We start from the raw sequence: 14,422 nt of genomic DNA on the forward strand, positions 1-14,422 counted from the left end.
GAGGCGACCCGCATCACAAGGAAGTGAAGGATAGTCACATGCAATTGAAAAGAATTGGATTGGCAGTTGGGGCGTTTGTCGCAGTCGCGGCACTAGTAGCCGGGTGCTCCCAGGCGCCGGAGTCGAACGACGGTACTACCGAAATCACCTACTGGACGTGGTTCCCGCCACAAAGCACCCTCGATGCGGCGATCGCTGCCTTCGAGGCCGAGAATCCTGACATCACAGTCACCCTCAAGACCTTTGAGGGAGCCGACTATCAAAAGCAGTTGCCGCTGGCATTGAGCGGTGGGCAAGCCGTCGACGTCGCTGGTGTGCAGATCTCGGCAATGACCAACTCGGTAAAGGACTACCTCGACCCTGCCGAGGACTGGGCCGCAGATTTCTTGCCGACGATCAACTCGACCATGGTTGATCAGACCAAGGACATCGCTTCAGACGGAGTGCTGTATTCCGTTCCCATGGGATCTATCGGTAGCCCGGTGATGTACTACAACGCAGACATCCTGGACTCCCTAGATCTCGAAGTTCCGGAAACCGCAACAGAATGGAAAGTCGCGGTCGACGCGATTTCTGAAGCGATGCCCGAGGTCACGCCAGTCGTTTTCCTCGGCGATGTGTATTGGCAAGAAGAGATGCTCTTCGCCATTGCGGAGCAGACTTCCCCCGGCCTCTCCGATGACATCATCGGTGGCGATGGTTCGTGGGATCAGGCCGGGATCGTCGACGGACTCAAGGCCTACAAGTCATTGTTCGATGACGGCATCGTCGGCACCGACGTACTGAGCCTCACCGGAACTCGACCCAACGAGCTCTTCGGTCAAGGACTCGCGGCTTTCTACATCGACGGATCGTGGAACAACTCGTTGCTCTCGGCGTCATACCGTGAAGAAAACGACATAGCGGTAGCGGATGTCGGAGCAACGACAGTGCCACTGGTCGACGGTGGTCAGCCCGCTATCCGTGCACTCGCCGAAGGCGGGCTCGCAATTCCGACAGAGTCAGAGCACAAGGAAGAAGCAGCGCGGTTTATTGAGTTCATGGTGAGCAGCGCTGGCGCAGATGTCTGGGCCAAAGACCTGATTCTCGTTCCGAGCCTTACCGGCTACGAGCTATCGGATTCGGTGCTGGAGAGTGATGCTGCGGTGGCAGGCTTCGCTGCAGCAACCGCGGCCATCTCGGCTCCCACCTCCAACCGCGACAGCCAGCAGGACTTCCTCAACACGGTTGAAGGCAACGCCATCCTCGACGTGCTGCGAGGAACCACCACGGCAGAAGAGGCAGCGGCCACGATGCAATCAGAATGGACCTCCGGTCGCTACCCGCACGGTTCGGACCAGTGACACGAGTAACAACATCGAAGCTCACCAAGCCTCGCGGAGGGAGCAAAGCGCTCCCTCCGCGGGGCGGGGTTTCGCGTGTTGCGCTGAAGGGCGGCTGGTACGCCGTCGGATTTCTCGCACCGTTGGGCATCCTCTACTCGGTGTACTTTCTCTTTAGCTTCGGGATTCTTGGCGTCGTCAGCACGCAGCGCGTCGGGCTGACCTTCCGCAACGCCGTCGACGTCGGCTTTCAAAACTTCGTTCTCGTTGCGGGCGATCCCGCCTTCCAGGGCGCGCTGATGAACACGATCGCGTTCGCGGCGTTCAGCGTTGCCGTCTCGCTTTCGCTCGGCTTCATCTTGGCGATGATGCTGGCCTCCGGCATCCGGATGCGCCGCGCCTTTTACACGATCTTCTTGCTGCCGTCGCTCATTCCGATGTCGCTCTTTGCCACCGTCTTTGGGCGGATGCTGGAAACCCGCGACGGCGCGATCAACGAGTTCTTGAGAGCAATCGGGCTTGGCTTCGCGGCGCAAGACTGGCTCGGAGATCCGACCGCGGCGTACGTCGCCGTTGGCGTGATCATCACGTACGCCATCGGTTTGCCGATCATGTATTACTCGACTGATGTTGCCCAGGTGCAGGCATCGGTCATGGAATCAGCAACCCTCGACGGTGCCAGCGTCTGGCAGATCTATCGCATCATGCTGTTTCCGCTGCTGCGGACCACCCACATCACCGTCATTCTTTCGGTGGTTCTCGGAAGCTTTCGCGCCTTCGACATCATCTACTTCTCGACCGCCGGTCAGCCGGGCGGGCGAACCGACATCACGGGAACCTACATCTACAAGGCGACTCTCGGTCTCGATCGCATCGGTTACGCAGCCGCAGCATCCATTCTCGTGCTCCTTGTTGCCCTTGCTTTCTCGGTAGTTCAGATCATTGTTCGACGGAAGGCGCTCTAACCATGGCAACACGATCCCTTGAGCAGAGTCTTCCCCTCCACTTGCGACGTGGCGAGCGAATTGCGACCTACGCATTCATCGTGATTTTCGCGCTCGCCTTCGCAGCGCCATTGATCAACGCCGTTCAAACGTCTATCGCGGTCGGTGGTTTCGAGAACTACCTCGTGGTCTTAACCCGCAGCTACAACGGGGTATCCATTCCCCTTACCTTCCTTAACAGTGCGATCGTGGCGGTGATGCACGCGACGTTGGTCTGTAGCGTCGGGGCGTTGGCGGCCTATGCATTCTCGTTCATCGACTTCCGTGGTCGTGAAGTGATGTACTACGGCGTTCTTCTCTTTCTCGCTGTGCCCGCTACCGCGCTTCTCGTGCCGGTGTACTTCTTGACGGGCACGCTCGGGTTGTTCAATACGCACCTCGGAGTTGCACTTCCGGAAGCGGTGCTGACGCTTCCGTTCGCAGTCTTGTTGCTGCGCAACCGCATGGATGACATCCCGCGCGAACTGGTCGAAGCAGCCGTGATGGACAAGGCGACTCACATCACGATCTTCCGCCATGTCGCGCTTCCGCTTTCTCGGGGCACGTTGGCCAACTTGGCCGCGTTGAGCGTGATGTGGTCGCTGCAGGACTTTCTCTTTCCGTCGATCGTGCTCAGAGATTCCCAGATGGCGACAGCGGCCCAGGCGGTGCAAACCATTCGAAGCGCTTTCGCTCCGACGCCGGTCGAGTCCGCGCAATACTATGCGGCGCTTGTCTTGCTGGGTGTGCCCGCAGTTCTGATCATCATCTTCGCGTTCAAGTATGTGACCAACGGCATCTCTGCCGGCGGCGTCAAAGAGTAGCCGCGGCGCGCTAGAGGGGTGGTGCGGAGGCAGTGGAGGAGTGAATCTCCAAGGTCGACGGGAGCACGACATCCCTCCCAGCTCCGGTGTACTCTCCGCGAATTCGTTCAATAAGCATGGTGGTTGCGCGCGATGCGATGGCTTCGACGGGCTGAACAACACCAGTAAAGAAGGGGTCGAGCACGCTGTCGGGGCTCAAGCTGTCGAAGGTCGCAATAGAGAGATCGTCGGGAATGGTGAGCCCCAGGTCGATCGCTGCCCGACCTGCTCCAAGGGCGATGAAGTTGTTGGCGGTCACGAGACCTGTGGGCCGAGTGGATGCTGACAGCAGTTCGTGAGCCACCCGATAGCCGCCCTCGGGGCTGTAGTCGCTGAAAACCACGAGTGGTTCGAGCTTGCTCGCTCGCATTGCTTTGGCGTAGCCGTCGGCGCGTTCGCGAGCGGTGACGATTGATTCCGGCCCCGAGATCATTGCGATGCGTGAGTGCCCCAGAGCGAGGAGGTGTTCGGTGAGGCCCCGAGCGGCGCTAATGCTGTCGCAGCGCACGGTATCAACATCGTTCTCGGGCATCGGGTAATCCATGATCGTGACCGGCAAGCCCTGCTTCTGCAGGAAGTCTGTGGTGTCAGGAGTATTGAGCACGGGAGAAAGCACAACGCCATCCACGCGGCGCTCGACCAAGCTGCGAAGCTGCGCTAATTCTTCAGTCGGCGACGCGCTCGTGTGCGCGAAAATGACGTTGAACCCTTGGTCGCGCGCGGCGTTACTTGCGCCGAGAATCTGCTTGATAGCGAACGGATTCGAAATGTCGCTCACGACAAGAGCGATCACCATCGTGCGTTTGAAACGCAGGCCTTGCCCGAGGAGGTTGGGAACATAGTGGAGCGCTTCGATTGAGAGCTCGACCCGCCGTCGCGTCTCGGGCGCAACGGTTTCGGGCTGGTTGATGACGCGAGAGACCGTCATCGGAGCTACCGAAGCGTGTCTCGCTACGTCGCGGATCGTGGTCATCGAAACCTTTCGCCAATACAAAAGTCTCCCACGAGATGCGAGAAACACCACGACGGGGGAACTGGGCGAGGGCGAAGGGCGCGGTGGACGGGGTTTGATTCCTCTATGCCCCGCCGGGTGCTAGCTGACGAACGTCAGAAGCCAGTCCCGGCGGGGACAGAGAACTCGCGCGGCAACCCACCACAACCTGCGGCGCGAGTGGCCTATTTATTTGGCAGCAGGCTTCTTGGCCGCGGGCTTCTTCGGTGCTGCGCGCTTAGCCGGAACCGCGGCGGCCGCACTGGGAGCTACGGCGCGGGGAGCCAGACGCTGCAGCTGGGTGACGTGCTTGGGCTCGAGCTCTTCGATGCTCGTGACTTCGAGCAGCTTCATGGTGCGTACGATCTGGCTGGAAAGAATCTCGATCGTGCGGTCGACGCCCTCGCGGCCTCCGGCCATGAGGCCATAGAGGTAGGCGCGGCCGATGAGCGTGAACTTGGCGCCGAGCGCCATCGAAGCCACGACATCCGCACCGTTCATGATGCCGGTGTCGACCATCACCTCGACGTCGTTGCCGACCTCGCGGGCGACTTCGGGCAGCAGGTGGAACGGGATGGGCGCGCGGTCGAGCTGGCGGCCACCGTGGTTCGAGAGCAGGATGCCGTCAACACCAAGGTCAGCAAGGCGCTTCGAGTCCTCAAGGTTTTGCACTCCCTTGATGACAATCTTGCCTGGCCACATGGCGCGGATAACCTTGAGGTCTTCGTAGTTGATCGACGGATCCATCGCCGAGTTGAGCAGTTCACCGACGGTGCGGCCGCCGGTAGAGGAGAGCGAGGCAAACTCCAGCGGGGGAGTTGTGAGGAAGTCGAACCACCACCACGGGCGGGGGATCGCATTAGCGATCGTGCCGAGCGTCAGCTGCGGCGGGATCGAGAATCCGTTGCGAGTGTCGCGAAGACGGGCACCGGCGATGGGGGTGTCGACCGTGAACATGAGGGTGTCGTAGCCGGCGGCGGCAGCGCGCTCGACGAGGCCATACGAGATCTCGCGCTCGCGCATCACGTACAGCTGGAACCAGTTGCGACCGTTCGGGTTCGCGGCCTTCACATCTTCAATGGATGTCGTGCCGAGCGTCGAGAGAGTGAACGGAATGCCCGCTGCCGCTGCTGCGCCCGCGCCGGCAATCTCGCCCTCGGTTTGCATGAGGCGGGTGAATCCCGTTGGCGCAATACCGAAGGGCATCGCGGAGGTGCCGCCGAGAACCTGGGTCGTGGTCGAGACGTTCGAGGCGTCACGAAGGATCGACGGGTGAAACTCGATGTCTTCGAAAGCTTGGCGCGCACGGCTGAGCGAGATTTCGCCTTCGGCCGAGCCATCTGTGTAGTCGTAGGCGGCCTTGGGGGTGCGGCGCTTGGCGATGGCTTTGAGATCGTAAATCGTGAGGGCGCTATCGAGGCGGCGCTTCTTGCCGTTGAGTTCTGGTGCCTTGAACTTCATGAGCTTGGCAAGCTCGATGGGGTTCGGGAACTGACGCTTAACCATGGGGTTCCTTTAGTTGGAGGTGTCGAGGTGGGTGAGGAGGCGATCGCGCGCCCCCAGAATGTGGTCGCGGGTGAGGCGCTCCGCTGTGACGGCATCCCCGGCAGTGATCGCATCGAGGATGCCCTGGTGTTGCTCGGCTACCTCGTGAGCGGTGATGAGGTGGGCGGATTGAACTTGTCCAATGCACAACTCGACTTCGCCCATGAGCAGTTCGTGCAGGCGAGTGAGGCGCGTGCTGGGCTGACCGGCGACGAGCGCGCGGTGGAATTGGATGTCGTGGTGCGCGAAATCGTCGGTAGCGGTGAGCGCCCGGTGGGCGGCCAACGCTTCTGCCGGAATCGCACCGGCTTCGGCGAGGGCGCCCATCGCGGCAGTTTCCACGATGGAGCGCGTGTCGAACAGGTCAAGCACGTCGTCGTAGCTGAGCTCGGGAACACGCGCGGCCCGGTGGGCTTCGCGTCGCAGGATGCCGTCGGCAACAAGGCGATCGATAGCGATCCGCGCGGTGGGGCGGGCAACGCCGAACCGGAGGGCGACGGCCGACTCGGTGATGGCGGCGCCGGGGGCATCGCGTTGCGCAATGATGTCGGCGCGAAGTTTCTGCGCGACAGTTTCGGGAAGCACTGCGGCATTGTCGATCATGGAGCACGCCTTCCGCCGTCGTTGGATTGTTAGACAATCTAGCAGACTGTCTAACAAAGTGAAATAGCGCCTTGTAGAGTGGGAAAACAGTTTTTCGAACGACAAAGGAGTTGGAATGAGCGATCAGTTGGCATGGGGAATCTTGGGCACCGGGTGGATTGCAACCCTGCAGACCAGCGACCTCCTCGAGCACGGTTTTAAGATCGCCGCGGTGGGATCCCGCACTCAAGAATCGGCCGACAAGTTCGCTGCCGAATACGGCATCCCGACCGCTCACGGCAGCTATGAAGACCTCGTTGCCGACCCCAACGTTGACGCCATCTACGTCGCAACTCCTCACCCGTTCCACGAAGAGCACGCCCTGCTGGCCCTCAACGCCGGCAAGCATGTGCTCGTGGAGAAGGCGTTCACGATGAACGCTGCCCAGGCCGAGAACGTCGTCTCCCGGGCAGCCGAACTGAACCTTGTTGTGCTCGAAGCAATGTGGACGCGCTACCTGCCGCACATGGTGCGCATCCGTGAACTCGTCAAGAGCGGTGCTCTCGGCACTATCCGCAGTGTGATGGCCGACCACAACCAGAACATCTCGATGGATCCGCTACACCGCCTCAACAACCCGCTGCTCGGCGGTGGAGCGCTGCTCGACCTCGGTATCTACCCCGTGTCGTTCACCTACGACATCCTCGGCGCACCCACGAGCATCGTCGCGGTTGCAACCAAAACCGTGACCAACGTCGACCGCCAGACCTCCATGATCTTCAGTTACGGCGACGAAGCCCAAGCCGTTATCCAGACCACCCTCGACCTGCGAGGCCCCACCCGGGCCGTGATCGTTGGCAGCGAAGGCCGCATCGAGATCGACGAGACCTGGTACGCGCCCACGACCTACACGCGTTTCGACGGGGACGGCACGATTGTCGAAGAGTTCGACGGCAGCGTCACCGGCCGCGGCATGCAGTTCCAAGCCGCAGAACTCGAGCGCCTCGTCACCGCAGGCGAGATCGCCAACGACATCCTGTCGCCGAGTGAGAGTGTGGAGATCATGCGCACGCTCGACGAGGTTCGCCGTCAGATCGGGTTGACCTACCCGATGCTCGACGAAAGCTAGCGCGCGCTAACGCGAGCTAACGCGGCGAGAGCTGCGGCAGGTCGCTCGGCTGCGCCAGTCGTCCCACGACCGCGGTTGCGGCAGCGACAACCGGTGACACCAGGTGCGTTTTGGCGTGAGCTCCCTGACGCCCCTCGAAGTTGCGGTTCGACGTCGAGGCGCAGCGTTCGCCGTTCAGAAGTTGGTCGGGATTCATGCCGAGACACATCGAGCAACCGGCAAACCTCCATTCCGCTCCGAAATCGCGGAAGACTTCAGCGAGCCCCTCAGCCTCCGCTTCGATGCGCACGCGAGCGGATCCCGGCACCACAATCATCCGAATGCCCGGTGCCAGGGTGCGCCCGTGGAGCACCGCCGCTGCCGAGCGCAAGTCCTCTAGGCGTGAGTTCGTGCACGACCCGAGGAAGACCACATCAATAGGGATGTCGCGCATCGCTGTGCCGGGTTCGAGCTCCATGTATTCGAGCGCGCGACGGGCCGAGTGCTGAGCATCGGGCGACGCGAAGTCTTGCGGATGCGGAACGGTGCCCGCAAGTGGAACGCCTTGGCCAGGATCTGTTCCCCACGTCACGAATGGGGCTATCTCGCTCGCATCGATACGGACTTCGCGGTCAAAGCGGGCGCCGGGGTCACTGCGAAGAGTCTGCCAATCAGCGACCGCCGCCGCCCACTCCTCGCCCGAGGGAGCATGCGGGCGGCCACGGAGATAGTCGAACGTGGTCGTATCGGGAGCGATGATGCCGGCCCTCGCCCCCGCCTCAGCGGACATATTGCAGATTGTCATTCGGGCATCCATCGACAGCGCTTCGATGGTCGAGCCACGGTATTCCACGATGAATCCTTGAGCACCCGTTGTGCCGATGCGGGCGATGACGCTCAGGATGATGTCTTTTGCCGTGACGCCCGCCGAGAGCTCTCCGTTGATCGTGATGGCCATCGTCGCAAAGCGGGGGAGGCTCAGCGTTTGCGTAGCGAGGATGTGCTCGACCTCGCTGGTTCCAATACCGAACCCGAGGGCACCGAAGGCTCCGTGTGTTGACGTGTGCGAGTCGCCGCAGGCGATAACGAGTCCGGGCATGGTGAGTCCCAATTGCGGGCCGACCACATGCACGATGCCTTGTTCGCGGTCCCCCAGCGAATGAAGGCGGATGCCGAAGTCGGCGCAGTTGCGGCGGAGGGTCTCTATTTGCAGACGACTAGTGAGGTCGGCGATGGGACGATCGATGGCGGTTGTCGGGGTGTTGTGATCTTCGGTTGCGATGGTCAAGTCGGGGCGGCGAACGGGCAGGCCGGCAAGTCGAAGCCCATCGAAGGCTTGAGCGCTCGACACCTCGTGCACAAGGTGGAGGTCAACATAGAGAAGGTCGGGCGCTGCCGTGGTGCCAGCGGTAACAACGTGGCGTTGCCACACTTTCTCCGCGAGAGTTGTCGCGTGCATTGAATTCCTCTTCTGAAAACAAATTTGCATAATGTGAAAACGTTGTTTCACTCGTCTCTATCCCGTGTTTTCGCGACTTTGCTGAGGCGTGATCAACAAGTGCCCGCGGTCGTGTTTCGGGAGTGTTAAGAAATGCCAGATGCGACGCGCTCGGAGGTTCGCAACCCGGCCAATGTCGGGGGCTGGTGCGCTGCGGGGTGGCCGACGATTGGGGGCTATCGGGTCACTTTTCCGCATGAAAAGGGGAGTCAGGGGGTTCATTTCCACTTTGTTTCGAACCCGGCGCGACTCTGCTCTACTAGCTTGACACGCTCTGGTGAACCTGCCTAGGGTTTCGATAATCTTACATAGAACAAATTGCATTCCCACAATATGAAAATGGTTCGAATGTCTTCACTTCCACAGTCTGTGCCGTCCGTTCGCGTTGCGGCTGCGCAGTTCTTCTCTGGGCCTGACGTCGAGGAAAACCTCGAGATCGTCAAGGGCTACATGCGCGAGGCAGCCGCTGCCGGAGTTCAGGTGCTCGTGGTGCCCGAGAATTCCAACCGGGTGCGCGACTACAAAGACCGTGCAGAGTGCTACGACAAGTGCGAGTCACTCGACGGAGCATTTGTCACCGGCATCCAAGCTGCAGCACGAGAGCTCGGAGTCATGATCGCCGTGGGCGTTGACCTCCGGGGCGAGCAATCGCCCGACGTGAACATCGCATCCGTTCTCATCGACACCATGGGCAAGATTCTTCACGTGCACCACAAGACCGTGTTCTGGGACTACGAGTACACCCTCTTCACCCCCGGCACGAAACAAGTCGAAGTAGTCGACACTCAGTTCGGCCGCGTCGGACTGCTGCTCTGCGCTGATGGAATCGTTCCCGAAGTGCCGCGCATCCTCGCCCTCAAAGGCGCAGACATGCTGCTGAATTCCCTCAACTCTCGCGGCCCAGACGAGATGCGAGTGCACGAGCCGCTCCGCGCCATTGAGAACCACGTCTGGCATGTTGCCGCGAATACCGTTGGCGGCCCTGCCAATGGTTTTCCGTGGACCGGAGGATCGCAGGTCGTTTCTCCGCTCGGCGACATCTTGGCCAATGCCGGCGAGACCGAGGAGCGGATGGTGTGGGCCGACATCACCCCATCCACGAGTCATCCGAAACGCTTGAGGGACATCGGCGATTTGACTGCATTCCGTCGCCCTGAACTCTATGGCGAGCTTCGCGCGGACATCGACAGTCACGCTGGAGCCGCGATGTATGGTCCGGTGGCGGATGACGCTGAGCCGCGCATCATCCGCAGCGCAACGCTGCAGACCTCGTGGTATCACTCGACCGAGTGGACCCTGAGCCGTGCCGTGACTCAAGTCGGTTACGCCGCCATCAAGGGCGCGCGTCTCGGTGTCTTTCCTGAGCTGTTCATCCATTCGAAAGGATCCATCGAAGCCGATCCCGGAGCGGCCGCTGCGTTAGCAGAAGAAATGCTCGACGCTCTGTGCACGGCAGCAGCCCAACACTCGGTGTGGATCGTCGCGAACCTTGTCGAGCAAGAGGGCGACCGCTACTACTCCACTGCGTATCTCATCGGCGACGATGGTCACATTTTCTCCACCTATAGAAAGGTGCACCTGAGCGAGACCGAGCGAGCGTGGGCAACACCTGGCGACACCTTCGTGGTCGCTGACACCCCGGTCGGCCGTATCGGTCTCATGATCGGCAATGAAGTCTGGTTGCCCGAGATCACTCGCATCCTGTCGCTCCGTGGTGCCGAGATCATTGCGCATCCGACCAGCTGGGATCGCCTCGAAGCTGCAACGCAAGCAGCGACAGAACGCACCGAAGAGAACCGGGTACACCTCATCTCTACCGCGCGCACCGACAACGCTGCCGGTTACGGAAGCCAGATTGTGGTTGCTGACCGCTTCATCTTCGGTCAGCCTGTCGCTCTCATGCGCTACCCGACCGCCTACACATCACGTACGGGTTTCGAAGAGGACATGTTCATTGACCTCGACCTCACCGACTCCCACAGCAAAATGCAGGGCTACCACCTCGACCCCCTCGCAACACGTCAGCCACACCTCTACGACGTGCTCGTGGACACCACCGAGGAGATCGCACACCCATGATCATCCAATCCCTCGTTAGCGGGCTAGCGATCGGCGGCATCTACGCGCTGCTGGCCGTCGCTTTTCTGCTGACCTATCGGGTCGCCGGCGTGCTGAACTTTGCGCAAGCAGAGTTCGTGATGCTCGGCGCCTTCGTTGCTTCCTCCTTGGCTGCCTATTCCGGAATCCCTCTCTTGGCCGCTGCGCTCCTCGGCATCGGTGCCTCTGCCCTTGTCGGTGTGGGGATGGAGCAGGTGACGTATCGCCCGCTTCGCAACAAGTCGCACGCGTCGATGATCATCTCCACCGTTGCGGTCGGCATCGTGTTGCATCAAGCGGCGCACCTCATTTGGGGTCCCGACCCGCGCACCCTTGATTCGCTCGTGCCCAACGTGTCGATCGACCTGTTCGGTGCGCGGATCTCGAGCGTCTCGCTATTTCTCATCGCCATCTCGCTAGTACTGATCGTCGGGCTCAACCTGCTGCTATCGAAGACGCGCCTCGGCCGCCAAATGCAAGCAACCGCCGTGGATGCTGACACCGCTCAACTGATGGGAATCCGCACCACTCGAATTGTCATCATCGCGTTCGTGATCAGCACAGCGCTCGCCGGAGCGGCCGGCATTCTCGTGGCGCCGATCTTCTCGGTGGCGATCAATGTCGGGATGCTCATTGCGCTCAAGGCTTTCGCCGCCTGTGTCATCGGAGGTTTCGGAAACCTCTCCGGGGCAGCGATCGCCGCGTTCGGCCTGGGGATCGTTGAAAACTTTGCGGGGGCCTTCATTGGCTCCGACAGCAAGGACCTCATTGCGTTCGCACTGATGATCGGATTCTTGCTCATCAGACCACAAGGCATCTTCGGATCGAAAGTCGGTGAAAAGCTGTGAGCGTCACTACTCAGGCTGGGCTCTCCACAACCCCAGCGCACGCACCCCGGTGGAAGTCACTCGTGTCGTGGCTTGTCTGGCCAGCACTGCTCATCGTTGTTATCGCCCTGGGCCTCGGCATCGACAATAACTACTGGCTGCAAGTCACCGTCAACGCCGAGATCATGGTCATCGCTGCGGTTGGTCTCTATGTGACTTTCGGTCTGAACGGCCAGGTGTCGCTTGGCCAAGCCGCCTTCTATGCCATCGGCGGATACACCACCGGCCTGTTGGTCACGAAGTTGTCGATCGACTTCGGGTTGGCACTCATTCTCGCTGTGATCGTGAGTCTCGCAGCAGGACTGCTGATCGGCATTCCGGCACTGCGACTCAAAGGTCACTACCTCGCGCTCGCAACGTTGGGCTTCGGTCAAGTTGTCGCCCTCATCCTGGTGAACTGGAGCTGGCTCTCGGGTGGAGCACTTGGCGTGAGCAACATCGTGGCTCCCCTGATTGGAGAATTCGAACTCACGACCGTCTCCGACTGGGCCGTCTTCATCGGCATCGTCATGGTTGTCGCCATCTTCGTCGTTCAACGAGTGCGGGTGTCATCCTTCGGTCGATCCATGCAGGCGGTGCGCGACAGCGATGTAGCCGCAGCGGCAATGGGAGTCTCGCTCAGCCGCGTCAAGGTGCTCGCGTTCGCCATCGGTGCGGCATTTGCCGGCCTCGCCGGAGCCCTCAACGCTGGCTTCATTACCTACATCAGCCCAGGCACCTATGACCTCGGTCTCTCGGTTTCTATGCTCGCCATGGTCGTTGTTGGTGGCGCGAAGAGCCCGTGGGGTGCCGTCATCGGTGCCGTCTTGCTGACCTTCCTTCCGGAATGGCTCCGCGGAGTGCAGGAGTACTACCTGCTGATCTACGGCCTCGTACTGCTCGTCATGGTTGCGTTCGTACCCGGGGGAATCTGGGGAGTCATCCGCGACGCGATCTCGGGAATCGCTCGACTTGTGCGTCGCCGAACAAACACTACGAACAACGAGGAGGTGACCCGATGACCGCAGCACTGCACGTGACAGGACTCGTACGCCGCTTCGGTGGCGTCACAGCGCTCGCCGGGGTTGACCTGACGGTCGAAACCGGACAAACCCGGGCGCTCATCGGGCCGAATGGTTCGGGAAAATCCACTCTTATCAACTGCGTTTCTGCCGTCGACCTCTGGGATGAGGGCTCGATTGTTGTCGACGGAAAGCCAGTGCACGGTAAGAACTCGGCGGTGGCAGCGCGTCGGGGGATCGCACGCACCTTCCAAACCCTTCGACTGTTTGATGACATGACAGTGCTCGAGAACGTCATGGTCGCCATGCATCACGCCCGTGGTTATGGGCTGTTCTCGGCGATCACTCTTTTGCCCAACTACCGCAAGCAAGAAGCGCGGATGCGAAGCGAAGCCATGGTTTTGCTTGAACGCGTCGGCGTAGCATCCGAGGCCGATCGAACCGCTGGCACACTGCCGTACGGCCATCGTCGACTCGTTGAAATTGCTCGCGCGTTGGCCCTGAAGCCAGCGCTGCTCCTGCTCGATGAGCCCGCTGCCGGTATGAACGAAAGTGAGACGCGACAGCTCGCAGACCTCGTGACATCGCTCGGAGCCGACAACGAACTCGCCATCCTCGTGGTGGAACACAACATGGACTTTGTTGCCTCGGTTGCTGACCAAGTCACCGTGCTCGATAACGGACACATCATCGCCGAGGGCACCCCGGCTGAAGTGCGCGAGCACCCCGACGTGCTCCGTGCCTACCTCGGGAGTGAAGAGACATCATGAGCAACATCCTAGAAATTGACGATCTCGTTCTCAGCTACGGTGCTGCCGCGGCAGTGCGCGGGCTCACCCTTCACATCGCTCAAGGAGAAGTCGTCACCCTGATCGGAGCGAACGGTGCCGGGAAGTCCACGACGCTGAAGGGCATCGTCGGGCTCGTGAAGCCGACATCCGGAAGCATCCGTTTTGAAGGTGCTTCGATCGTGGGTAAGCGCACCGACTGGTTGGCACGCAACGGCCTCGCACTCGTGCCAGAAGGGCGTCGCGTCTTTGCCGGACTCACCGTTCTTGAGAATCTGGATGTCGCCTCGGCCGCCAGTGGACTGCGCGGCGAAGCACTCAAGAAGGCAATCGCTGAAGTGCTCGAGATCTTCCCTCGTTTGGGCGAACGGCGCGACAGCCTGGCGTGGACCCTCTCGGGCGGAGAACAGCAAATGCTCGCGATGGGGCGGGCGATCATTTCCAAGCCCCGACTCCTGCTTCTCGACGAGCCATCGCTCGGACTCTCGCCCAAGCTCGCGATCGAAGTAGTGCAGCTCATCAGCCGCTACAGCCGCGATCACGGGCTCTCTGTTCTGTTGATCGAACAGAACGCTCGACTCGCACTGGCGTCATCCGATCGGGGTTACGTCATGGAGACAGGCCGAATCGTGGCAGAAGGACCAGCAGCCACCCTCGGCGACGAACCAGAAGTTCGAAAAGCCTACTTGGGGTCGTAGCGGCGACGATTCGTCTGCCCGCATGATCCCTCCGGACCGCACCACCGCACTAACTGCTT

13 protein-coding genes are annotated in these 14,422 nt (G+C 60.9%); 9 read left to right on the forward strand and 4 right to left on the reverse strand.

What is annotated here, in order from left to right; translation table 11 throughout:
* The first annotated feature begins 38 nt into the window (after positions 1-38).
* Genes I6E56_RS09690 through I6E56_RS09700 form a run of 3 tightly spaced genes read left to right on the forward strand, consistent with a single transcriptional unit; the run spans position 39 to position 3,129 of the window.
* Positions 39-1,343 carry an ABC transporter substrate-binding protein gene (locus I6E56_RS09690; RefSeq protein ID WP_197137681.1) on the forward strand — a complete coding sequence of 435 codons (1,305 nt, stop codon included), beginning with the start codon at positions 39-41 and terminating at the stop codon, positions 1,341-1,343.
* Positions 1,340-2,287 (forward strand): carbohydrate ABC transporter permease, encoded by a 948-nt coding sequence (locus I6E56_RS15030; protein ID WP_197137682.1) that lies wholly within the window; start codon positions 1,340-1,342, stop codon positions 2,285-2,287. The genes I6E56_RS09690 and I6E56_RS15030 overlap by 4 nt, the downstream gene beginning before the upstream one ends.
* Before the next feature lie 2 nt (positions 2,288-2,289).
* Positions 2,290-3,129, forward strand: a complete 840-nt coding sequence (locus tag I6E56_RS09700) for a carbohydrate ABC transporter permease (RefSeq protein WP_197137683.1) — start codon at positions 2,290-2,292, stop codon at positions 3,127-3,129.
* Positions 3,130-3,139: 10 nt separating this feature from the next.
* Here the strand turns inward: I6E56_RS09700 and I6E56_RS09705 are convergent, their stop codons facing one another.
* From I6E56_RS09705 to I6E56_RS09715, 3 genes are all read right to left on the reverse strand, one after another.
* Positions 3,140-4,141 carry a LacI family DNA-binding transcriptional regulator gene (locus I6E56_RS09705; protein WP_197137684.1) on the reverse strand — a complete coding sequence of 334 codons (1,002 nt, stop codon included), beginning with the start codon at positions 4,139-4,141 and terminating at the stop codon, positions 3,140-3,142.
* A 207-nt stretch (positions 4,142-4,348) separates the two neighbouring features.
* Positions 4,349-5,665 carry an alpha-hydroxy acid oxidase gene (locus I6E56_RS09710; protein WP_197137685.1) on the reverse strand — a complete coding sequence of 439 codons (1,317 nt, stop codon included), beginning with the start codon at positions 5,663-5,665 and terminating at the stop codon, positions 4,349-4,351.
* A 9-nt stretch (positions 5,666-5,674) separates the two neighbouring features.
* Positions 5,675-6,307 (reverse strand): GntR family transcriptional regulator, encoded by a 633-nt coding sequence (locus tag I6E56_RS09715; protein WP_197137686.1) that lies wholly within the window; start codon positions 6,305-6,307, stop codon positions 5,675-5,677.
* A 115-nt stretch (positions 6,308-6,422) separates the two neighbouring features.
* Here I6E56_RS09715 and I6E56_RS09720 point away from each other — a divergent pair, with 115 nt between their 5' ends.
* On the forward strand, positions 6,423-7,415 hold the full coding sequence (locus tag I6E56_RS09720) for a Gfo/Idh/MocA family protein (protein WP_197137687.1): 993 nt from the start codon (positions 6,423-6,425) through the stop codon (positions 7,413-7,415).
* 16 nt (positions 7,416-7,431) lie between these two features.
* Here I6E56_RS09720 and leuC read toward each other — a convergent pair whose 3' ends face one another.
* The gene (gene leuC, locus I6E56_RS09725) at positions 7,432-8,853 is read right to left on the reverse strand and encodes a 3-isopropylmalate dehydratase large subunit (protein WP_197137689.1); all 1,422 of its coding nucleotides are present in this window, start codon (positions 8,851-8,853) and stop codon (positions 7,432-7,434) included.
* 387 nt (positions 8,854-9,240) lie between these two features.
* Between leuC and I6E56_RS09730 the strand changes: the two genes are divergently transcribed.
* Genes I6E56_RS09730 through I6E56_RS09750 form a run of 5 tightly spaced genes read left to right on the forward strand, consistent with a single transcriptional unit; the run spans position 9,241 to position 14,363 of the window.
* Entirely contained in the window at positions 9,241-10,971 is a 1,731-nt protein-coding gene (locus tag I6E56_RS09730; RefSeq protein WP_197137691.1) for a carbon-nitrogen hydrolase family protein, read from the forward strand.
* The gene (locus I6E56_RS09735; protein ID WP_197137692.1) at positions 10,968-11,837 is read left to right on the forward strand and encodes a branched-chain amino acid ABC transporter permease; all 870 of its coding nucleotides are present in this window, start codon (positions 10,968-10,970) and stop codon (positions 11,835-11,837) included. Before I6E56_RS09730 ends, I6E56_RS09735 begins: the two co-directional genes overlap by 4 nt.
* A complete protein-coding gene (locus I6E56_RS09740; protein WP_197137693.1) occupies positions 11,834-12,877 on the forward strand; it encodes a branched-chain amino acid ABC transporter permease in 1,044 nt (347 codons plus the stop codon). The genes I6E56_RS09735 and I6E56_RS09740 overlap by 4 nt, the downstream gene beginning before the upstream one ends.
* On the forward strand, positions 12,874-13,647 hold the full coding sequence (locus tag I6E56_RS09745; RefSeq protein WP_197137694.1) for an ABC transporter ATP-binding protein: 774 nt from the start codon (positions 12,874-12,876) through the stop codon (positions 13,645-13,647). The genes I6E56_RS09740 and I6E56_RS09745 overlap by 4 nt, the downstream gene beginning before the upstream one ends.
* The gene (locus tag I6E56_RS09750; RefSeq protein ID WP_231606303.1) at positions 13,644-14,363 is read left to right on the forward strand and encodes an ABC transporter ATP-binding protein; all 720 of its coding nucleotides are present in this window, start codon (positions 13,644-13,646) and stop codon (positions 14,361-14,363) included. Before I6E56_RS09745 ends, I6E56_RS09750 begins: the two co-directional genes overlap by 4 nt.
* Positions 14,364-14,422: the final 59 nt, after the last annotated feature.

Source organism: Salinibacterium sp. NK8237, from assembly GCF_015864955.1.
Lineage (GTDB): Bacteria > Actinomycetota > Actinomycetes > Actinomycetales > Microbacteriaceae > Rhodoglobus.